The sequence below is a fragment of the Roseburia sp. AF15-21 genome, assembly GCF_003479505.1.
In the GTDB taxonomy this organism is placed as follows: domain Bacteria; phylum Bacillota; class Clostridia; order Lachnospirales; family Lachnospiraceae; genus Roseburia_C; species Roseburia_C amylophila.
The window spans coordinates 234,935-257,747 of sequence record NZ_QUHG01000005.1; the positions used below are offsets into that span (position 1 = coordinate 234,935).

The following is a 22,813-nucleotide window of genomic DNA, read 5'->3' on the forward strand; positions in this document are numbered from 1 at the left end:
TTGAGTCCTTTTTTTATAGATACTTGTACCGGAATCCGGTACATACAGCTTAGTGGAAGGGAGGATAGGAGCAATAAAATACAAGATAACTTAGAACTGGTAGTTACATCGGTTCTTTTTTTATGCTTTCTTTTAGCAGATGAAAGGAGGAAAACAGAAAGTATGAAGAAATTTAGCGTAAAACAGAAATTAAAAGCGTTCATGGCTGCAGCATTGTGTTTCTGTATGGCAGCCAGTCCGCTGACTGCGTTTGCGGAGAGTTTACCGGAGCAGGAAGAATCCATTCTTTCTGATAACTTTGATGAACTGGTACGCAGGGCAGAAGAAGAGAATCAGAAGCATGCAGAAGAACAGGCAGCGTTAACCAGTGCCGATGAAGGGTTAATGGTTAAGACTTATAGTTCAGGGAACTATGATTTTAATGTAGATTTAACCGTTGGTAAGGTGATTAATTATAATGGATATCAGACACATCAGTACAGTCTTTCTGACGGAACAGTGGTTTACTGCCTGGAGCCTAGTAAGAACAATCCATCCAATGGACAGTATACAGCATCGGTTACCAGTGATGCTTTGCTTTCAGCGGTAGCTTATTATGGGTATGGTGGTCCTGGATATGAAAGTGATAAGGGTATGTATAACATGCTACAGGATAATGTACGTCCTTATGCATATGTTATTACCCATATGGCTTTATCCTGGGTATATGATGGCTGTAGTGATGATTCTGATGCCTTTAAGGGGAATGCGGATTCAGCAGAGGGAATTAAGAACATGGTAAATCTTATCAATTCTTATTCCTGGACAGTACCATCGGATTTTGCAGCCTTTACTTTTGGAACATCCGGACAGACCATGGGATTTGGATATTTCTATAATCCGGTTGGTTCCGTGAATTTAAAGAAAACATCCGCAAATCCGGCTATTTCAGACGGAAATAGCTGCTATTCATTAAAAGATGCAGTCTATGGTGTCTATGGTGATTCCGGATGTACAGACCAGAGAGCAACCCTTACTACAGATGAAAGCGGCAATAGCAATTCAGTGGATTTAAGTCCAGGAACTTACTGGGTAAAAGAGATTAGTGCACCAAAGGGATTTGCATTGGATGAAGAAGCACATCAGATAACAATTAGCGGAGGACAGAATACTACAGTGGAATTGCAGGATATGCCGCAGGCTGACCCAGTAGCTATTGTATTAGGAAAAATAGATAAGGATACAAATGCAAATAAACCACAGGGAAGTGCCTCTCTTGCAGGAGCAGAGTTTACCGTGAAATATTACAATGGTCTTTATGATACTGATCCAGCAGAACAGGGTCAGACAGCAGTTCGTAGTTGGGTACTAAGAACAAACAATATGGGTTATTGTAATTTAAATGATAATTATAAAGTGGCTGGAGATGCTTTCTATTATGTAGATGGTAACAATAATCCTGTTTTGCCAATAGGTACAATAACTATTCAAGAAACTAAAGCACCGGAAGGATATTTGATAGATAATACAGTGTTTGTAAGAAAAATAACAGAGAATGCAGATACTGGAAGATTGGATACCTATAACCAGCCAGTCATCAAAGAACAGGTTATCCGTGGTGGTGTGAAGATTCAGAAACGTGACTATGAGAACGGAGCAACCCCACAGGGAAATGGTAACTTTGCTAATGCTGAGATTAGCATTATCAATAATGGTGCCAATGCGGTATATGTAAATGGCAATACTTATGAGCCGGGACAGACTGTACTTACCATGGTTACTGATAGTACCGGACTTGCACAGACAGCAGCGGATGCACTGCCACATGGTGATTATATGTGGAAAGAGACTAAGGCTCCTGCAGGTTATCTGATTTCCGGTGTAACAGAGGGAACCTTTGCTATCCGGGAGAATGGGGTAATTGTAGACCTTTCCGCTGCAGATAAAGGTGTCAATGATAAGGTTATTCGTGGTGGAGTGAAGATTCAAAAACGTGACTACGAGACAGAAGATACTACACCAATGGGAAGTGCAACTCTTGCCGGAGCAGAGGTCAACATTGTTACAACCAATGATAATCCGGTTATCGTAAATGGTGTTACTTATACCAAAGGTCAGGTTGTTACAAAGCTGACAACGGATGAAAATGGATGTGCACAGACAACAGCAGATTTACTTCCAAGTGGAACATATTCTGCAGTTGAGATTAAAGCACCACAGGGATATCTTCTCGCTGGTGTTATCATCCAGAACTTTACCATCAGTAAGAATGGTGAAATTGTAGATTTATCTGCAAAAGATACGTCCTTTAAGGACAAGGTGAAACGTGGGGACTTTGAACTTCGCAAGATTGATTCAGAGACACAGGAGTCAATGGATGGGGTATCCTTTGACATTACAAATGTAACTACCGGTGAAAAACACAGATTCACAACTGACGAGAACGGCTATTATTCATCCAAGAATGACTGGAATCCACATTCCCAGAATACAAATGGTGGTGGAGCAGAGGATGGTCTTTGGTTCGGTCAGACAACTGGTGGAGCAATGGCAGCGGTAGATGACAGCTTGGGGGCATTACCATATGGTGTTTACCTAATTGATGAAGTGGAAGGTATTAATAATGCCGGAAAAGAAATGTTCCATGGCTATTTATATATCCGTAGAAACAATGTAACTATCAACATGGGTAACATTGAAAATTATGGAGATGCACCGGAGATTACCGTAAATACAAAGGTAAAAGACCCGGCAACTGACACCCAGTATTCCAAAGCACAGAAAGACCTTACCGTAGTAGATGAGGTATCTTTGGATGGTCTGATTCCAGGAAGAGAGTATACCATTGAAGGAACTCTTATGGATAAGGAAACCAGAAAACCTATTTTAACTGCAGATGATAAGGAAGTAACAGCAAAGACAACCTTTACTGCTACCAATGTTACACAGGTCATTGAAATGACTTATACACTGGATGCATCCGACCTTGCCGGAAAGTCTATTGTAGCCTTTGAAAAGGTATATTATCGTGGCAAGGAAGTAGCTGCTCATGAAAGCATTACAGATAAAGACCAGACCATTTACTTCCCGGAGATTAGCACCAGTCTTACCGATGATGTTACCGGCGGACATATGGCAGAAGCAGCAGAAAATATGAGCCTTACCGATACGGTAAATTATAAAGGCTTACGTCCTGGCAGAGAGTATGTCTTAAAGGGAATTTTAATGGATAAGGCAACTGGAAAAGAGCTTCTTATCAATGGTGAGAAGGTAACACAGGAGCTTCGGTTTACTCCGGATGATACAGATGGCAGCGTAGATATGACCTTTACCTTTGACGGTTCTGCACTTGCCGGAAAAGCAGTAGTAGCTTTTGAGAGCTGCTTATATGATGGCAAAGAGATTGCGGTACATCATGACATTGATTCTGAGGAACAGACAGTGTATATTCCTGAGATTGAAACAAAGTTAACGAATGATAAAACTGGTACTCATGAAGCACTGGCAGAGAAAGAAATGTCTCTTACTGATACCGTACCATACCACAACCTGATTCCTGGCAAAGAATATACCATGAAAGGTGTATTAATGGACAAGGCAACCGGAAAAGAGCTGCTTATCAATGGAGAGAAGGTAACAAAAGAAGTGACCTTTACACCGGAGAAAGCAGATGGAACAGTGGAACTTATCTTTACGTTTGATGGTTCTTCTCTTGCTGGAAAGTCAGTGGTAGCTTTTGAGGACTGTTATTATGATGGAAAGGAAATTGCAGTACATCACGATATCGATTCGAAAGACCAGACGGTTGATATTCCAAAAATTGTAACAGAGCTTGTAAATGATGCTACTGGTGAGCATGAGGCAGAAGCTGCAAAAGAAATGAGCCTTACAGATAAAGTATCTTATAACAATTTAAAAGCCGGGAAAGAGTATACCATGAAGGGCACTTTAATGGATAAGGAAACCGGAGAGCCGCTGCTTATTGACGGAAAAGAGGTGACCCAGGAAGTAACTTTTACACCGGATAAAGCAGATGGCAGCGTAGAAATGACCTTTACCTTTGATGGCTCCGCACTTGCAGGAAAAACAGTAGTAGCCTTTGAGGATTGCTTAAGAGATGGCAAAGAGGTGGCAGTACATCACGATATTAATTCAAAAGAACAGACTATTGATATTCCTGGTCTTAAAACAGAGTTGAAGGATGATGTTACCGGAAGCCATAATGCACTGGCAGAGAAAGAAATGTCATTGACAGATATTGCAACTTATACTGGATTGATTCCTGGCAAAGAATATACCATGAAAGGAACGCTGATGGATAAGACAACCGGAGAGCCATTGCTTATCAATGGTGAGAAGGTAACAAAGGAAGTAACCTTTACACCGGAGCAGCCGGATGGAAGTGTAGAGCTTACCTTTACTTTTGATGGTTCTGCACTTGCCGGAAAATCTGTGGTAGCCTTTGAGGACTGCTTCAGAGATGGAAAGGAGGTAGCGGTACATCACGACATTGATTCTAAGGAACAGACCGTTGATATTCCGGATATTTCAACGGAATTAAAGGATGATGTTACCGGCAGTCATGCTGCAGAAGCGTCAGGAGAAATGTCTCTTACAGATGTAGTTCCATATCACAATCTGATTCCTGGCAAAGAATATACCATGAAAGGTGTATTAATGGATAAGGAAACCGGTAAGGAGCTTGTCATTAATGGTAACACAGTAACACAGGAAGTAACCTTTACACCGGAGAAAGCGGATGGCAGCGTAGAACTTACCTTTAAGTTCGATGGTACTTCCCTTGGTGGAAAGACAGTGGTAGCTTTTGAAAGCTGCCTGTATGATGGCAAGGAAGTAGCAGTACACCATGATATTGATTCTAAGGAACAGAGTGTTGATATTACAAATCCACCTGTACCGGAAGCACCTAAGCCAAAGACTGGTGACAATTCACCGGTTCTTCCGCTTACCGTTGCTCTGGCAGCTTCCGCAGCCGCGATCGGCGTTGGTGCAAAAAAGGCATCACGCACTAAGGCAGCTAAGGAAAAGACAGAGGATAAATAAGTATTTGATTCAATAAAAACAGAATAATGCACCCAAAGGAAGTGGTTATGAAACAACACAGCTTCCAGAGGGTGCTTTTTTTATGCCTAAAAACAATGTACCGGATTTCGGTACACAGAGAATGAATGGAGGAATTTATATGTTTAATAAAAAGAAACGTGTACCTGCTTATGTATTTTTGACAGCATTTGTAGCTTTGATTGTTGCTGCAGCAATTGCATTTTTGTGTCCTATCCCGGACAAATTCCGTCAGCTGGTATTCTGGGGACTGGTAATGCTTGGAACTGTTTTAGGAGCACTTATTGCAGCACTTATCAGGAGAAAGGGGATGAGAAGATGAAGAACAAGTGTATGAAAGTATTAAAAGTAAAAATGAATAAAGGTGCGTTTTTAAAACTGGCATACTGCTTTCTGATGGCAGTTTTCATTATGCAGTTTTCCGGTGTATCTGTATTTGCAGCTGACTATTCCCAGGTTACGGCACCAATCGATAACTTGAAAGGTCTTGTATCTGCAATCGTTTCTTCTGTTGGTTATATTTACACCTTATGGGGTATTGGAGAATGGGCAATATCCTTTCAGGGTTCAGAAGGTGTTATGCAGGCACAGTCATTCAAAAGGATTGTGGGCGGTATTGTAGCCGTTATGGCACCGCAGATTTTAGCTGTTTTAATATAAGAAAGAGAAGGTAAAAGGTATGGATAGTTTTAGTGTATTCGATTTTACGATAACCCCCTTTTACTATTTAGGAATGTGTATCTGGAAGGTCATGCTGGCATTAATCGGCGTGACCGCCGGAGAAACACCACAGACATTTTCTGCCGGAACCTGGAATTATATTACCCAGTCTATCTATCCGTTGTTTCTTGCGATTGGAAGTTCACTCTTAAATGTATTCTTTTGCGTGGGATATCTTAGAAGCGTAAGTAATCTCAGGGATGGCATGACACTTGAAATGTTCATAGAACTGCTTATCAAGGTTGCTTTGGGAAACCTGGTCATCCAATCCATCATACCGATTATGGAACAGATATTTAATCTTGCGGGCGGCATATCACAGATGCTGGTTGTAGGAGTGGACAATCCGTTTACACAGAACGATTTGGACGGTGGAGCTATCTTTTTTTATGCTGTATTTGGAATTATCTTTTTTGCAGTATGCCTGGTGTGTTCGGTGACGATATTTCTTACGGTTTATGGAAGATATCTGCAATTATATATGCTTGTATTGTCAGCACCGGTAGCGTTATCTACCATACCCGGAGGTCCTGGTGTATCCCAGACTGCAGGAGCCTGGTTTAAGACGCTGCTTGCAAAGACATTTTCCATTGTAGTCATTGCACTGGCACTTATTATTGCATCCAAAATGTGTGCTGCGATTGATTATGGACAGCTGGCAGGAATAGAATCAGTGGATGGTTTCCTGCAGGCAGTCCAGAACATATTTAATATGTTGTTGCTGACGGCAGCGGTAAAAGGTGTGGATGAATATATGAGAAGAACATTTGCCTTGTAGTAAAAGAAAATGTACCGGAATCCGGTACAAAATATAAATGGAAAGGAGTAACAATGCCATCATTTAATATAAATCAGCTTTTTGCAAGAAAGAAAAGCTGCACAGAACCAGTATATAAGATACCAAGTAATACCAGGGAATGGCTTGGTATAGATACGGTACAGAAAAATGGTATCTTTAAAATTGAACCAATGAAAGGTGTAGCAATGTATGACCGTTGTTACATATTTGAAGATGTTAATTATATTAACAAAGACATAGATAAAAAGAAAAGCACACTTCTTGAACTGATAAAGTTATTCAAATGCATGGATAGTCAGTTCAAAATAACGATTGCTAGTGAACAGCATGATATGAAATCTTTCTTCCGGGAAGTCTTTTCTCCCATGAATGGAGAAGAATATCCACTTCTTGAGGATGGAATTGGTACATGGATTAACCAGAAGATAGAGGAAGGAACAAGAGATATTCGGAAACTTCTTCTTCTCACGGTTACACACCGGGCAAAGTCTTTTGAAGAGGCAGAGACCTTCTTTGGAACACTCGATACAACATTAACTTCTATATTTTATGGACTTAAAAGCCAGATTTACCGTATGAGTGCAGTGGAGAGATTAAAGGTCATCCAGCGAATGGCTCGTGCTGGAGAAAGTGGAATTCCGGTTTCAAACCAGATGATAGAAAAAGATACAGATGACTGGAAGAATCAGATTGTACCGGCTTTTATTGATGCGACAGATGATTATATGAAAATCAATGACAGGTACGCCTGTGTTCTTTTTGCACATGACTATGACCAGTCACTGAATGAGGAGAAAGTGTTGCATGCACTTACGGATGTTACATTCCCGGTATATATAACACTTGATATGGAACCAATCCGAAAGAGGCTGCTCAAAGACAGGCTGCTTGCAGCACATACCAACAATGAAAAGAACATGTCATCGGAACGTGAGAGCCTCAATAATAAGGGACAGTATACTGCAGACAATTCATACACTTTAAAGAAGAAAAAGGAAGAATTGGAGAACCTGATGGATCAGGTAGATGGAAATGATGAAGAGGCTTTGTTTTTGGGACTGCTTGTGATGGTATCTGCAGATTCGCCGGAAGTATTGGAACAGAGAGCAGACACATTGATGCAGATTGCAACATCCAATGGTTATACACTGGATCCATATTATCACAGACAGATTCGGGCATTTAATACAGTGCTGCCGATTGGTGGAAGACAGGTAAACCAGATGCGACCAATTATTACATCCTCTGCAGTAGCGTTCCAGCCATTTTATGCAAAGGATATGCAGTCGGGAAAATATATATACGGTTTAAATAAGACTACAAAGCAGCTTCTCCGGGGAGACAGGAAAGACCTTCCTGCACCGCATGGCATTATGGTAGGTCATACCGGCTCCGGTAAATCCATGCTTATTAAAATTACAGAAATATCACAGACATTACTATTAACAAATGATGATGTGATTGCAATTGACCCGAACAATGAGCAGAAAGATTATATTGAATCACTGCATGGACAGTTCTTTGACTTTACTCCACAGTGTCAGGTATTCTTAAATCCATTTGAAGTACCAGAGTATGTAGCAGCTGGAAATGATGTAGATAAAAACATGTTCATCGCAAAGAAAACTGAATATGCAATTTCTTTTTGTACTGCTATTATGACCAATATTGTGGTGACACAGGTTCATATGAATTATATATCAAGGGCAGTCAGAAAGATGTATGAGGACTATTTTAATCTGCATACATCCTGGTCAAAACATAAGAACCAGCCAACCCTTTGTAAATTAAGAGAACTGTTGAAGCAAGAAGTAGAAAAAAGTGAGTACCGGGAAGACCGGAGAATCCTGCTTGATATTGTAGATTCCATGGAGAATTTTACAGATGGACCATATGACATGTTTGCACATCCTTCCAATCTTGATATTGATAACCGGCTGATTGGATTTGGACTTAAAAATCTGCCGGACTCTGTCTGGGAACCGGCAATGCTTACTATTATGCACTTTCTTTCCATGCGGATTACTTACAATCAGCAGACGATGGTAGCTTTACGGCTTATTGTGGATGAAGCACAGTATCTGTGCGCAAGACCTTCTACTGCAGAACAGCTTCTTCATGCAGTAGAAACATACCGTAAAGCCGGAGCAGTTGTCACACTGGCAGTACAGAATCTTACAAGGGTATTGGAGCATGAAGATTTAAGAGATATGTTCTCTAACTGTCCTTACAAATGCTTCCTGGATTTGGGCGGCATCGATGCGGCAAACCTTGCATCTATTCAGGAACTTTCTGCAAGAGAATATGCCGAGCTTGAAAATCCGAAGCCAGGGCATGGAGTTATGTGCTGGGGTGGTCAGATATTTTTATTTGATACTCGTATGAAGCGTGACAATCCATTATACCCGCTTTTGAATACCAACTTCCATGAGAAAGCCGCACAGGCTGCAGAAAATAAAGGGGAAGATGTGAAGGTACACAGCCACGGATAAAGAAGGTGTGTTATGGAGATACGAACATTAGAATCTGTTGGAATACAGACGGTAGAGAGTGGAATCAAGACAGCAAAGCAGAAGATAAAAACAGTAGAAGAAAATGCAGAAGAGGCACTCTTGAACAGCACCATAGGAGAGGAAGAAAACGATGATTCAGTTGCTGGAAAAAGGAAAAGCGGAAGAAGTGGAAGCAATAGCTGGACAGATACCATTTATCGTGGCAGGAACATGAGAAAATTCTCGGAAAAAAGAAAGGAACAGATAAAAAGAGAAGCCGACCGGAAAGTAGAAACAAAGATGATTCTTGCCAGAAAAGGAAGTGAGAGTGCAGCTGCTAAAGGTGGCATGATGGCTGCGGGTGCAAAAACTGGTTCCATGCAGGCTGCAGGAACAGGAGTAAAAGCCGGTTCAGGAAGTTCGCTATCCGGAGCAATGGGTGGTGCAGCAAAAAGTACTGCAAAGGGTGCTGCATCCGGAGCAGCAAAGGCAGGAGGAACCGCCGCTGCAGGAGCTGCTACCGGTGGAATAATAATCGGTGTTGCTGCAGTAAAAAAGGGCATTGAAATGAAACGCCGTGAGGCACGAAGAATAAAAGCAAATCTTGAAACATCAACAGATATGAAGCAGAATAAACGTACAGAAGTAACCGGGAAGAGAAAAGGAAAGAAGAAAAAAGATTCAGATAACAGCTTTGGTTCTGCAGAAGTCAAGAGCGGTCTTTCCATTTTCTTTCTGGTCAAATTATGTGCTACGTTTATGATTATTGCGGGTGGATTTGCAGCGGTGGCAGCATCCTGTAAACCGAAACAGGAAGAAGATAAAAGCCTGCAGATTGTGACAGTTGCAGAGCAGGAACTGGAAAGTTCTGACCTCAATATAGGTGGTGACAAATACAAAAAATGGTATGGCATGGACGATAACTGGTGTGCTATGTTCGTTTCCTGGTGCGCTGACCAATGTGGTTATATAAAGGATGGCACCATGCCAAGGACTGCCAGTGTTGCCAACATGGCACAGTGGTATATGAAAGCTGACCTTTATCAGAAAAAAGAAAGTGGGTATGAACCCAAAGCCGGTGATATTATATTTTTTGGAAATGGGAAAAGTCATACCGGAATTGTGGTAGACTATGACAAAGAGAATCAGATAGTAATAACCATTGAGGGAAACACTGGAACGTCTTTTGCAAAACCATACCATAAAGGAAGCCAGGTAAAGAAATGTAAGTATCCACTGAATTATAAATATACGGTTGGATATGGTACACCGGAATATCCGGCAGAGGAAGAATCAACAGAGACTGCGGAAGGAGAAGCAGATGCAGCCGGAGATTCTACCTGACAAGTGTGTGCATAGTAAAGTGGACTAGATAGTATTTTTACAGTGTGCTATAGTAGAATCAGAAAGAAAAGGAAATCCAAAACAGCAGATGAGAGGAGCTGAAAGGGATTTCCTTTTTGCGTGTCTGCATGTACCGGAATCCGGTACGGGAAGGAGAAAACAAAATGAGATTGAGAAGAATAAAATTTTGGCTGTCAGTATTTGAAATGAAGTTAATTAATCTTCCATCTATTTGTTTCAGAAAGAAAAAATGGATTCATTATGTGAAAAAATTGAAACAATTGATTGAAGAACAAAATGCCAGAGGAGAACCGGAAAATAGAACCATTAAGATGTTACAGGAGCAGATGGAAGAGTGGATTTATTCAGAAAGACACCTTCCAAAGAAGGAGAGGTTCTTTCTAAATAAATTATTTTTATTGCTGGAGTGAATCACTATGTTTGTCACTTTTAATTAAAATATCCGGTTTCTTTTCTAATGATATTCCGGGATGATTTAATTCAAAAATATATCGTTCTAGTAAGGAAATGGTATGGCATATTTTTTCATAATTTCTTAAGGTTGAAACAAGAATATATAAGTAGAACAGCAGTATAAAAATCAAGACAATATTTGTACTGTTTGAATCAATGATTGATTTTATGTCCAAATTTTGAAAGGACAGATTATTAATACTACAGCTAGTTAAATTGTTTGCAACAAGAAGAAAAACAGGTATTAAGGAGTAACTTTGTAAGACCGAAAGCCGGTGTTTTAAAGTTTCCTTTATGTTTTTGTAATCTATTAAATAATAATTATATGTGTTTAAAGGATTGGCGTTTTTAAATTTGATTAAGCTTAGAAAAAGATGAGTTTTCAGAGTACAAGTCGTGTGATATGCATATCGACCAACAATAATCCAATAACACACGAGGAGAAAAATGGATGAAGAGAGTGGAAGCTGCTGGTATATTTTATATATATTAATGGAACTGATATCATTAAGTACAGAACAGAAGATAGAAATTAGTATTTTAGCAAGTATCAGATACTTAAAAAAGTTTCTTATAAAGTACATTAAAAAAGTTTTGTTATTTTCCGATAGCTGATTTTGCGGCTCCTGTTCATAGAAATTTAAAAGAATGGAAAGAGCAACCCAAAAAACAATCGGGAAAAGTAAGTTTGTATTGAATGGTGAATTAAAAATTGCTTGCATAAGAATATTCCTTTCTGTGTGACTTAGATATGGTTAATATAGCATATTTGATAAGAAAAATATAGCGAGGTGTAAATGAAAATGGAAGAAATGATGTTGCTAAGTAGAAATCAGATGTTTTCTATTTTACGAATAGGCAGAATACTGAGCAGTTCGGATTCATACAGATATCTAATGGATGAACTGATACAGGTAGTTAGGGAAAAGGATGGCAATAAAAACTGTATGAAAGCAATAATAGATAAAGGGGGGGAAATGTATTGCCATGAACCAGGAGTGGAAGGATTTAAATATGAAGCGCATATGAGAATGTCAGAGATGTTAAAAAGTTTCAATAAAAAGTACTACCAGACAGAAGTACTTTTTTCCTTTGTTAAAATGGATGAGGCATTTTTTATTCAGGAATTTAGAATCAATCGATGGATTCGCTCATTAAAAAGAGAGATGGAAGCAGATATAGAAGAGCCAATGGATACACTGATACAGTTAAAAAAAGTTTTGAGAATAAAACTGCTAAAGGAGAAAGACACTAGCAGAGAAAAATCAAAGAGAAATCATTGGTATCATGCACTTTATGATATGGTGAGTTGCATTTGCACAGATGAATTTATTGTACCGGAATCCGGTACGGAAAGGAGAAAATAGGATGAATATACCAATCAATCAGGATATAGAAACAGCATATCGTAATGAGTTTGTAAAAGGTTTTTCACTGTATGAATTTGGATTTGCTTTTGGGGGGATTGTTGCAATTGCATTTGTAACATTTATAGCATGGTGGAAGTTTGGAATCTCACCGGCTGTTGGTGTCTATATGGGATTCCCGTTTGCAATTCCTTTCTTTTTCTGTGGATTTTATAAACCATATGGGATGTTATTGCCGGAATATCTGAAGCAGCGTAGGTATGAAAATAAAACTTGTACCTTGACTTATGAAACAGATGATTTATCAGATGATGGCAACATTTTTTCTATGAAAAGCAATGGAAGTCTGACAAGCTGCATGGTTCCGGTAAAGAAGAAAAAAATAGAGGTGACACAAAAAAATGATGAGAAAATATTATGAAGAGAAAGAAAAGGGCGGAGCAATGAAATATATTGTTCCGTTTTTGTGTGCAATAGTATTGATAGCTGTATTTGCCGGTATATTTTACATCAGGGGCAAACAGGATAAAAAGAAAGCAGAAGATACTAAGACAGTCGTGGAGACAGAAAGTGAAACAGAAAATCTTACCGGTAAGCTGCAGGATGCACTGACGACCGAGCAGGAAGCATTGGTTTCTATAGATAATCTGAATGAATATGTTTCTGTTCTTGATTCGGAAAAGCAGCATCAGTTATTAGAGAGCCTTACCAATTTTGCAAAGCAGGAAGGTATTACAACAGAGAACGGAACAATCTTTTATACAATGATTTCAGAAAGTGACCCGGAAAGTATTTCGTATTTTGTCAGTCTTGGTGGCGAGCCGGAAGTGATATGTCAGCTTTCCTATCATACGAGGGAAAAGATAGTGACAGCCTCTAGGTCCACTTACACAAGAGAAGAAATTGAAAGCGAAGTGTGGCAGAATAACGGACCGGATGAAAGGGATGTTCCTGCAGATGTGGATGCAGCTTTTGAGCAGGAACAGGATGTACCGGATTCCGGTACAGGTGAGGATGGAACAGCAGAGCAGAACATACCAGACCAGACAGTAACACCGGAGGATGGAGTGCAGGAAGGAGTAACACCATGACATTAAATGAAAAAGTGCATTATGAATATGAAAGATTTTATCTCGATATGATGCGCACGTCTAAAGAAAATATTTTTGCTCATAGTGATGAAATCGAAGCAAAAAAAATGTTGAAGAAAGCAATCCTTAATAAGATAAAAAACATGAACGAGGATGAAGTGGAAAGCCTTCTGGTGGAAGACAATCTTTTGGAATCAGCATATCATTTTCTGAAAGAAGCAAGATGGGATAATGAAGCTGAATCATTTCATCAGATTGTGAGTCAGTGGCTGGCTGCATTGCTCAAAACGGACGAGGTATAATATCTTATTTTTTTATATACTGGGGTTTCAGGGGGTAGCCCCTGACAAGATGCACGCCTACTTTCTAAGAAAGTAGGACAAAGTGCGTATCTTGCAAATATATAGCGTTCAAAAAATACTGATTTGACCATAAAAAGAGGTGATTTGAAACACCTGAAACACCTGAATATATGGAAAATGCGGAACATATGAAGCAGATTTGAAACAAAAAAACGTATTTTTGAAACAAAAACACAACTGAAACAGCAACATTGTGAACCAGACGATACAGGTGGAAACAAATTTGAGACAAAAATATGACAATTGGAACAAAAGATACTTTACTACAATGTAACAACTGACACATTGCTGAAACAACTGAAATATTTCGGTAACAGCACGCCGGAGAGCGGAAAAATGAAAAGCATGTAAAGCGGTTCAATGGAAGAATCAGATATGGACAACGTACCGGAATCCGGTACGCAAGGAGGGAGAGGATTTATGACCGAACGTAAATACTTAAGCGGCAGAGGTGGGAAAAAACTTCTGGATATGGAAAAAATCTATAAACAGATTGACAGCGGTAGAAGTATTGATGAGGTTGCAAAAGAATGGGGTGTCAGCCGTACAACACTGTACCGGCGGCATAGGGAATATCAGACAGAAGTTGCAGCACTGAAACACAAAAGTGACATTGACCTTGACCTTCCACCATTGCCACAGTAGGAGAAAAGAACGTACCGGATTCCGGTACATTTTTTATACATTAAAGCAAGAAGGAGGCAAGAATTTCTATGGAAGAAAAGATTCAGAAATGGGAGGAAGAGATTGAAAAAATAACCCAGCGTCAGAAAGAAATGAATGCTAAGTACACGGAACAAATTCGGGAGCTGCGGAAAAAGATTGAAAATGCAAAGCAGCAGTTATTGGTTCAGAATAATGAAATGATAGCAGATGCAGTTCGGACAATCTATGGAGAAGTGACAGAGGAAAACATCGAGAGTTTCAAAGCAACTATGCAGTCATTGCTGGAGCAGAAAACTGGAAGTACACCAGCGGAAGAAGTGAAGCCGGAGCAGCAGACAGCAGGTAATTATTTCCAGAGGTAACCGCCTATGAAACAGAACCAGAAACAAATGAAAAGGGACAGGGATTTTAATCTCCGGTTGTCAGAACCTGAATACATTTATTTAAAAAAATGTGCAGAGGGAGCAGAGTTTCGGTTTAAAAATGGGAGGGTAAATTTTTCCGGTTACGTACGTTCCATGCTTTTAGAAAAATCCGGATACAAAAATACAACGTACCTGCGGCAGCTTCGTGATGTTGCATACGAACTTCGCAAAATTGGAACCAATGTCAATCAGATAGCGAAGAAAATCAACCAGGGATATATTGGTTCCTCAGATGACCTGGCAGAGCTGAAAGCATATATGACAAGAATAGAGAGAGCTTTTGATGACCTGAAAAATAATGTACCGGAATCCGGTACAAAACAGAATCCGGAAGGTGATGCTTAATGGCTACCACAATCTTAATGCATATGAAAGAAAGTCCGGGCATCCCACATGCACATCTTAGAAATGCAATCGATTATATCCTGGATGTGAAACATGATGGAGCTAAAACAGATTATGGAACATTTGTTGGTGGAAACAGTGGAACAGACCACCGGGAAATCCTAAATAATTTTTTGGATACAAAAGATTTGTTTGGTAAAAGGGATGGAAGACAGGGGTATCACTTTGTTGTATCCTTTGCGCCGGGAGAGACAGACAAGGACACTGCTTTTTCTGTTGTAAAAGCTTTTTGTGAGGAATATTTAGGCGATGCATATGATTATGTTTTTGCACTGCATACAGACAAAGGACATCTGCATGGGCATATTATATTTAATTCTGTAAACCGGCTGGATGGATACAAGTATCATTATAAAAAAGGTGACTGGGAAAGATATATTCAGCCGGTGACTGACCGGGTATGTATGGAGTATGGACTTAAGCCTTTGACTTTTGAAGAGAAGAGAGTCGGATTAAGTTATGCAGAATGGCAGAAAAAAAATAAAGGCGTGGTGAATAAGCAGGACATATTAAAAGCTGATATTGACTATGCTATTCAACAATCGGAAACAATGGAGCAATACATATCAACAATGAAACAGATGGGGTATGAAATGAAGCAGCATTATTCCTACAAGGAGAAGCGGAGCTTTATCACTTATTCCATGAATGAAGGAGATGGAAAAGTTTTTCGGAGACGAGACCGGAGACTTGGCAGCGGCTACCGATTTGATGAAATAGTACAGCGGGTTAAAACGAAGGATGGTATTCGAACATACGAGGACATATTGGAGCAGTTAAACCGGAAAGCAGAGCCTTATCTTCGTTCTACGATGTTAAAAGGAAGCAGAACCTTTTACCGCTTATATCAGGCTGTAAATTATTACCGCCTGCCTAACCCGTTTGTGGTCCCATCTGCACAGGTGCGAAAGGACATGGTGCGCCTGGATAAATTATTAGAAGACTGCCGGTATTTAAAAGAACATCAGCTTCCTGATGCGGCAGCATTGAAACAAAAGCGGCAGTTTCTGCAGGAGAAGATGGAAGAATTAAAGTCAGAGCGGAAAACGTATTATCGAATCAAAGATATGATGCGACCAGAGGATGGAGAGTTGCTGGAAGAATATCGTGCACTTGCCAGGCAGTTAATGTCAGTAGAACAGACACATAGTGATAGATTTGAAGAGATAGAAGACCGAATGGAAGAAATAAAAAGTATACTTCCACATGATTATCTGGAAGCAGAAGACAGAGTGGCTGCAATTAATCAGGAACTTAAAAGGATAAAGAAAGAGAATGGAGTGATAGACCATTTACTTGGAACTGAAACTGCAGAGCTTCGACCAGATATTATTCTGAAAAAATAGTAAGTACCGGAATCCGGTACAAAAAAAGGTGGTGGTGATAAGATATGTGTGTGAGTGTCTCAACTTTAAAAGAAGACCTTGTGAAATATAATTATCTTTATGACAGTGCAGACAGTGTTATAGAGTATCTGAATGGTCATATAAGGGAAGGAAATATCAGCAGTGGACAGGCAGAATATATTTATGAGTGGTCATCCTATATACTTGGCTTTCGCCGGGAACCAATAACATTTTCCGCAGAAGGAAAAATGATAAAGATACAGATGGATGAGAAAGAAATCTCTCTTAAGGAAAATAAAAACAGTCTGTTGAGAAACAAGAAATTGAAAGCACCAAAATTGTAATGAACACAAAATAGCTTCGTACCGGATTCCGGTACGTTTTTTATTCGGAAAGGAGAAAACATGAATCATTTAATTGAAGTAGAGGTAAAAAATGAAGGAAAAGAGAATGCGAGATTAAAAGCATACTTTGAGGCAGTTAAAGAAACTGTCAGAAAAAATAAGAAGGAGGAAAAATAAATGTATTCATTTGAAGAATTTATTGAAGAGATAAGAAATAATATTCTGGATTATCTTCCAGAAGAATATGAAGATGCAGATGTAGATATCCGGGAAGTTTATAAAAATAACAATGTAGCTCTTACAGGTCTGATGGTTCATCCTGAGAATGGAAATAATATTTCGCCAACGATTTACCTGGACGATTATTATAAAAAATATCAGAACGGAACTAATATGAATGGTGTACTGGAAGATATGGCAGATATAATTGTTTCCAATACGCCAAATGTTAATATTGATACGGAATTATTTACCAACTGGGAAAATATAAAAGAAAGAATATATCCACGGTTAAGTGCTATAAAAGGCAATGAAGAGTATTTGAAAAATAAAGTTTATACTCCGGTAGATGATCTGGCAGTAACTTATTATATTCTGGTGGATGAAAGTCCGGTAAATATTGCATCTGTTACGGTGACAAATAATTTATTTGAAAATTACAACATATCAAAAGAGGAGATGCATGAAAAAGCTTTTGATAATATGCACATAAGCTATCCGGCAAAAGTAGAAAGTATTGTGGAACAGCTGGCGAACGTATTACCGCCGGAAGAAATAGAAACAATGAGAGACGGAATTCCACTTTATGTTGTCAGCAATGAAAAAGGCATGAATGGAGCAGTTGAAATATTAGATCCACATACTATGGATTTGATAAAAGAAACTCTTGGAAATCAGGAATATCTTGCAATTCCATCCTCTGTCCACGAATTCCTTATCATGCCAATGGATGAGTCAGGTTCTTTTAGAGAAATGGCAGCAATGATACAGGAAGTTAATCAGACGGCAGTATCTAAAGAAGAGATACTTTCTGATCACCCATATAAAATCGATCCAGAGAGACATTTATTTATCAGCGCAGATAGGGATATAACGGTTGAGAAGCAAATGGAAAATAAAAATATTGAACAGAAACAGATGGATATAATGATGCAGCCAAATGTTCACAAGAGAAAAATAGAACAGAGAGGACCAAGATTGTAGGAACTGCAAGTCAGTTCTTTTATGGCGTACCGGATTTCGGTACGCCTTTTTGCGTGAGGTGACAGAATGGTTTATGAAATTATGAAGTGTGGGAAAAGAATCCGGATTTCAAAAAACAGATATATTTACCTGAGACGGAAAAAGAAAGACATTGAACATCTGGAATTTATTGGTGGAATCCGTTTGAAGGATTTAAAGAAGGAACCAGATGAAAATATAAAAGCAGATGACCGCTTAAATGCTGGCTGGGCAGAATATCCATTGCTGAATGAAGAAAGCTGCTCCGGCAGAATCTGTGGTTATATTACAGTAAAAACAGCGGAAGGAAAGGAAGCAGGCTATATTGCCATCTATGCGAAGCATAAGCTGCCACTTGCCTTGTTTATAGCGTTATATGGAATATATTTTGCTGTGCCACTTACTGTGTTAGCGGTAGTATCTTTGACATATCTTATTGTGTCGAATCGTCCAAGAGATATGCCCGAAGAAAAAGCAAGTGAGATACCGGTAGCAGAAGATGTGACAGAATATGATGATAGCCCGGTACCAATTGAAACAGATACTGCAGCGGATGAGGTAAATGCAGAAGGAAATGTGTCCTTTAATGCATACTCCGGTGATTACAATGTTGCAGAAGGAGACAGCATCCCACTTAATAATATATCCACAAATGATGTGTATCTTCGCTATTTGCTTGATACATCTTCCGGTCAGGAGATATATACATCAGATTTAATTGCCCCAGGAACCCAGATAGATTTTATACCTTCCAATTACCTACAGCGGGGCAGGACGGATGTAAAAATGCATGTGGAATGTTATGCATTAGATAAAGTAACAAAGTATCCAGGAAGCTGCACGTTTGATATTAGTATTGTATATAAGTAAAAGGAGGAAACAGAAAATGAAGAAAAAAATATTGAGTGGTTTTTTGACACTTGTTGCCATGATGACAATATCAACTGGAAGTGTATTTGCACAGGACCTGATAAAATCCACTCCTTCCAGAGCTGACGATGTAACTGCAGGTGAAGATGTGACACAGGGCAAAAAGACGGAATATGCAGAACCGGAAAGTATATCTGATACGACATATGAATCAGATAAGGTTGTTTACATTTATGCTACAGAGACCAGCAACGTGGTTATCAGTCTTCCAAAAACACTTATCATGGGAGAAACGACTACACCGGGTATTTATTCCGGAGAATGTGCAGTAGGCATCAGTGGTGATATTGCAGGAAGCCAGAATGTAGTCGTTACACCAGAAGTGACAGACAGCATTGCAGAAACCGGAGGTAAACAGTCCAACTTAATCACAACGGTTACAATTAATGATGGAGACAGCCTCACAGTTACTGCAAATGAACTTTTAGAAGGTCCTGTAAATGCAACAACAAGAATTGTTACATCAGGTGTAACCTCTGGAACATGGAAAGGAGCACTGACCTTTCATGTGTCTGTAACAAATAATTAGTAGTAAATGGAACGTACCGGAATCCGGTACGTTCCGCTTTTGGAGAAAGGAGACCGTTTTGAAAGTAAAAAGATTTACAGCCTTACTCTTAATCTTAATCTTGTGCATTGGCATGATATCTGCCTCAGCAGAAGAAGTATATCCGGACATGATGCAGAATGGTGAAGTTGAAGTGGAAGTAGAAAATAAGGTGGAGAACGAAACGGAAACAGAGCAGGATGCAGTAACAGAAGAGGAAACAGAAACTGAATCTGAACATGAAACTATGATTGTGGAAACAGACACAGAACGTGAACAGGAAAAAACGGAACAACTACAGCAGATAAATATGCTGGATAGTGTATTGGTGAAAAAGACGTACCTTGCGGGTGACCTTAAGATATGTCTTGGATATCCGGATAACAGATATTTTACCGGAACAGCAAGCGGAGAGGGAGGTGTTCACTGGAAGACTGCCAGTCCTACAGAAAATCTTAATTCACCGAGTAACTGGTGGTGGCTTATGGATGGGTGGTATGATACTTATGGCTCTGCATGTTACTTTAATGCCAATGGTTCGCCGAATAATGGTCCTACATCTTCCGGTCTTGTCATTGCCAAATATAATACTTCCTACACCAATGTATTCTTTAACTGTGCACAGTATAAAGAACTGAACCCGGACTTGGCAGGCATGACAGATGCAGAAGCCTGGGCACACTGGCTCCAGTACGGAATGGCAGAAGGCAGGCGGACATCTTATATCTTTCACCCGGCACAATACAAGACGCTGTATGGTGACTTATCTGCTGCGTTTGGTAATAATTATCCAACTTACTATCAGCATTATGCACAGACAGGAAGAGCAGAGAATCGTTGGGGAAACTATGCTACCATGTATTTTAATGCAAATGGTGGAAGCTGCAGCACTGCAAGTATGCTGACATCTTATGGTATGCCGGTTGGAACAACACCAACAGTGCATAATACTGCTTCACTTCCAACTCCGACCAGGGATGGATATATATTTGAAGGATGGTATACTGGCAATAACGAAGCTATTACAGCTGGAATGAATTGCTACTGGATAAATGATTTGACAGTATATGCTCACTGGAAGGAAATTGGGAAAGCAACGGTAACAGTAAACCATTACAAGCAGAATGTATCCGGCAATGGTTATACACTTGCAGCAACAGAAAGTGTATCCGGTTCAATTGGAAGCAGTACAACACCAGCGGTAAAAAAGTATACCGGATTCACTGCACCAAAGACTCAGACCGTTACAATCCAAAAAGGTGGCACATCTGTTAATTATTACTATAGCCGGAACAAATATTCGGTAACGGTAAATACGGATAATGGAATAGCTGCTGCATCCGGAGCCGGCACATATTATTATGGTGCTGCTGTTTCAGTTGCAATTACACCAAAGGCAGGATACAAAATCAATAGTGTTACAGCATCTTCAGGCATCAGCAATCCATATAATTTTACAATGCCCGCCGGAAATGTTACGATTACGGCAACAAGTACAATGTCTGATGTGACAGTTACGGTGCCATTATGCTTGATTGCCGGTGAAAGCGATACATCTTTTGTTATTACATCAGATAATACTGGTGGAATAGTTACCATAGAGGTGCCGGAAACACTACAGTTTATCCAGGAGAATAAGGAGCAGGTAATTAATGGAAACATACAGTTATCAGCCAATACACTCACAGCGGATAGGCATCAGATAACTGGAACAGTTACAACAGAAAGGTTTAGTGCAGGTTCCTGGAAAGCATCATTTAACATTAACATCAAATACCAGGCTGAATAGTAGAGAGGACTAAAGAGGACTATATATCAAAAAGCAGATATGGTATTATATAATCAGAAAGAAAAGGAAATTCCAAATACAGCTTAATGAGCTGTAGATGGAATTTCTTTTTTTTTACAACAAAATAACAATTGTACCGTAATCCGGTACGGAAAGGATGATTATGGGTAATAATTTTATTGATGAAGTTTGTGATAATATGCATGGGATTGAGTATAAGTATGATCTCCTTGCCAGAATGGATCAGGACTGTAAATATTATTTACAGCATCCACATGAGAAACATTTATGGGCAGGAAATGTGGAAGAACATATTGAAGACATGAAAAAAATATATAACAGTTTTCCGGATGAGGGAAAACCCGAATGGCTCAGTATGGAAGAAATTGAAACATATGAAAAGGAAATGAAGGCACTTACTAAAAACCTGACACCGGAGATGGAGAATAAAACAGCGGTAAAAAAGAAATTGGAACAGAAAGGTCCAAAAATATAATGTGTTAACATGATGATGTACCGAAATCCGGTACATTTTTTATTGCCAATCATTGTTAAGAATGCTTGTAGCAGGTTCTTGCGATGGGAAAGGAGAAGGAATGACGGAGCAGGATATTATGGAGGTTATATCAGAGGTAAATCAGCGGGTAGCCAATGTGGAAAAAGAACGTACAGCGGAGCAGGTGACGTTTCGCCTTGCAATCAAGCGTCTGACCAGACTTATCGGGCAGCTTGGTGAAGACCATGCTGCAGAAGCAGAGTTGATTCAGTTCGCAGCAGACAGTAAAGACATTGATATATTAAAGGAGCGGCTTGTTCAGATAAATTCGTTTGGGTTACGGAATATTGAAGAGCCAAGGCTGTTTATTGATATGGATGGAACACTGGCAAAATTTCAGACTGTTGATACACTGGAAAAATTATATAAAAAGGGGTATTTTTACAACCTTCCACCAAATGAAAATGTAGTGGAAGCAATCAGAAATATCATAAATAATCATCCGGAGAAGGAAGTGTATATATTGTCTGCAGTATTAAGTGATAGCAAATATGCGAAAGCGGAAAAAGATGCATGGCTTAATAAATATTTGCCGGAGATTGATGCGGAGCATCGTATCTATCCACCTTGTGGGGATAGTAAGCTGGCATATGTTCCTGGTGGAATCCGGACAACAGATTTTCTTTTGGATGATTACACACATAATCTTATACTCTGGGAGCCACCAGCAAAAGGAATCAAGCTTTTAAATGGTATTAATCATACAAGAGGTACCTGGCAGGGCAGTATGCTTAGGTTTGATAAGAAGCCGGAGCAATTGGCTGCGGATATTGTAAAAGTAATAGAAGGCGCACAGATGAAGGATATGCGACCACAGGATAAGATACTGCATCAGGAACAGAAAGCACCTAAATTATAAAAGATAAGGAGGAAA

The 22,813-nt window shown here is 39.5% G+C and carries 22 protein-coding genes; all 22 read left to right on the top strand.

Features of this window, described 5'->3' with window-relative positions; genetic code table 11:
- The first annotated feature begins 162 nt into the window (after positions 1-162).
- Positions 163-5,043, top strand: coding sequence for a VaFE repeat-containing surface-anchored protein (locus DWW33_RS09515; RefSeq protein ID WP_118639368.1), 4,881 nt, complete (start codon positions 163-165; stop codon positions 5,041-5,043).
- A 139-nt stretch (positions 5,044-5,182) separates the two neighbouring features.
- A complete protein-coding gene (locus tag DWW33_RS09520) occupies positions 5,183-5,383 on the top strand; it encodes a hypothetical protein (RefSeq protein ID WP_147404713.1) in 201 nt (66 codons plus the stop codon).
- Entirely contained in the window at positions 5,380-5,721 is a 342-nt protein-coding gene (locus DWW33_RS09525; RefSeq protein WP_118639370.1) for a hypothetical protein, read from the top strand. The genes DWW33_RS09520 and DWW33_RS09525 overlap by 4 nt, the downstream gene beginning before the upstream one ends.
- Before the next feature lie 19 nt (positions 5,722-5,740).
- Positions 5,741-6,559, top strand: coding sequence for a hypothetical protein (locus tag DWW33_RS09530; RefSeq protein WP_147404714.1), 819 nt, complete (start codon positions 5,741-5,743; stop codon positions 6,557-6,559).
- 53 nt (positions 6,560-6,612) lie between these two features.
- Positions 6,613-9,072 carry a VirB4-like conjugal transfer ATPase, CD1110 family gene (locus DWW33_RS09535; RefSeq protein WP_118639372.1) on the top strand — a complete coding sequence of 820 codons (2,460 nt, stop codon included), beginning with the start codon at positions 6,613-6,615 and terminating at the stop codon, positions 9,070-9,072.
- 12 nt (positions 9,073-9,084) lie between these two features.
- On the top strand, positions 9,085-10,416 hold the full coding sequence (locus DWW33_RS09540; RefSeq protein ID WP_118639373.1) for a CHAP domain-containing protein: 1,332 nt from the start codon (positions 9,085-9,087) through the stop codon (positions 10,414-10,416).
- Positions 10,417-10,580: 164 nt separating this feature from the next.
- Positions 10,581-10,847, top strand: coding sequence for a hypothetical protein (locus tag DWW33_RS09545; protein WP_147404715.1), 267 nt, complete (start codon positions 10,581-10,583; stop codon positions 10,845-10,847).
- A gap of 846 nt (positions 10,848-11,693) precedes the next feature.
- Positions 11,694-12,257 (top strand): hypothetical protein, encoded by a 564-nt coding sequence (locus tag DWW33_RS09550; protein ID WP_118639375.1) that lies wholly within the window; start codon positions 11,694-11,696, stop codon positions 12,255-12,257.
- 1 nt (position 12,258) lies between these two features.
- Positions 12,259-12,678, top strand: a complete 420-nt coding sequence (locus DWW33_RS09555) for a PrgI family protein (RefSeq protein WP_158577473.1) — start codon at positions 12,259-12,261, stop codon at positions 12,676-12,678.
- Complete coding sequence (locus DWW33_RS09560) at positions 12,659-13,348, top strand: hypothetical protein (RefSeq protein ID WP_118639377.1); 690 nt, start codon at positions 12,659-12,661, stop codon at positions 13,346-13,348. Before DWW33_RS09555 ends, DWW33_RS09560 begins: the two co-directional genes overlap by 20 nt.
- The gene (locus tag DWW33_RS09565) at positions 13,345-13,650 is read left to right on the top strand and encodes a hypothetical protein (protein ID WP_118639378.1); all 306 of its coding nucleotides are present in this window, start codon (positions 13,345-13,347) and stop codon (positions 13,648-13,650) included. The genes DWW33_RS09560 and DWW33_RS09565 overlap by 4 nt, the downstream gene beginning before the upstream one ends.
- Before the next feature lie 480 nt (positions 13,651-14,130).
- Positions 14,131-14,355 carry a helix-turn-helix domain-containing protein gene (locus tag DWW33_RS09570; protein ID WP_158577474.1) on the top strand — a complete coding sequence of 75 codons (225 nt, stop codon included), beginning with the start codon at positions 14,131-14,133 and terminating at the stop codon, positions 14,353-14,355.
- Positions 14,356-14,423: 68 nt separating this feature from the next.
- Entirely contained in the window at positions 14,424-14,738 is a 315-nt protein-coding gene (locus DWW33_RS09575) for a hypothetical protein (protein ID WP_118639380.1), read from the top strand.
- A 6-nt stretch (positions 14,739-14,744) separates the two neighbouring features.
- Positions 14,745-15,146 (top strand): MobC family plasmid mobilization relaxosome protein, encoded by a 402-nt coding sequence (locus DWW33_RS09580; protein ID WP_118639381.1) that lies wholly within the window; start codon positions 14,745-14,747, stop codon positions 15,144-15,146.
- The gene (locus DWW33_RS09585; protein ID WP_118639382.1) at positions 15,146-16,552 is read left to right on the top strand and encodes a relaxase/mobilization nuclease domain-containing protein; all 1,407 of its coding nucleotides are present in this window, start codon (positions 15,146-15,148) and stop codon (positions 16,550-16,552) included. The genes DWW33_RS09580 and DWW33_RS09585 overlap by 1 nt, the downstream gene beginning before the upstream one ends.
- 44 nt (positions 16,553-16,596) lie before the next feature.
- Positions 16,597-16,896, top strand: coding sequence for a hypothetical protein (locus DWW33_RS09590; RefSeq protein WP_118639383.1), 300 nt, complete (start codon positions 16,597-16,599; stop codon positions 16,894-16,896).
- 177 nt (positions 16,897-17,073) lie between these two features.
- Positions 17,074-18,099, top strand: coding sequence for a DUF5688 family protein (locus DWW33_RS09595; protein ID WP_118639384.1), 1,026 nt, complete (start codon positions 17,074-17,076; stop codon positions 18,097-18,099).
- Between the two features lie 66 nt (positions 18,100-18,165).
- Positions 18,166-18,987 (top strand): hypothetical protein, encoded by an 822-nt coding sequence (locus DWW33_RS09600; protein WP_118639385.1) that lies wholly within the window; start codon positions 18,166-18,168, stop codon positions 18,985-18,987.
- Positions 18,988-19,003: 16 nt separating this feature from the next.
- Positions 19,004-19,576 carry a hypothetical protein gene (locus tag DWW33_RS09605; protein ID WP_118639386.1) on the top strand — a complete coding sequence of 191 codons (573 nt, stop codon included), beginning with the start codon at positions 19,004-19,006 and terminating at the stop codon, positions 19,574-19,576.
- A gap of 58 nt (positions 19,577-19,634) precedes the next feature.
- Positions 19,635-21,383, top strand: a complete 1,749-nt coding sequence (locus DWW33_RS09610) for an InlB B-repeat-containing protein (protein WP_118639387.1) — start codon at positions 19,635-19,637, stop codon at positions 21,381-21,383.
- Positions 21,384-21,546: 163 nt separating this feature from the next.
- Positions 21,547-21,879: an LPD11 domain-containing protein gene (locus DWW33_RS09615; protein ID WP_243088625.1), complete on the top strand. Its 333-nt coding sequence runs from the start codon at positions 21,547-21,549 to the stop codon at positions 21,877-21,879.
- A gap of 100 nt (positions 21,880-21,979) precedes the next feature.
- Complete coding sequence (locus DWW33_RS09620) at positions 21,980-22,798, top strand: hypothetical protein (protein ID WP_243088627.1); 819 nt, start codon at positions 21,980-21,982, stop codon at positions 22,796-22,798.
- The last annotated feature ends 15 nt before the right edge of the window (positions 22,799-22,813 follow it).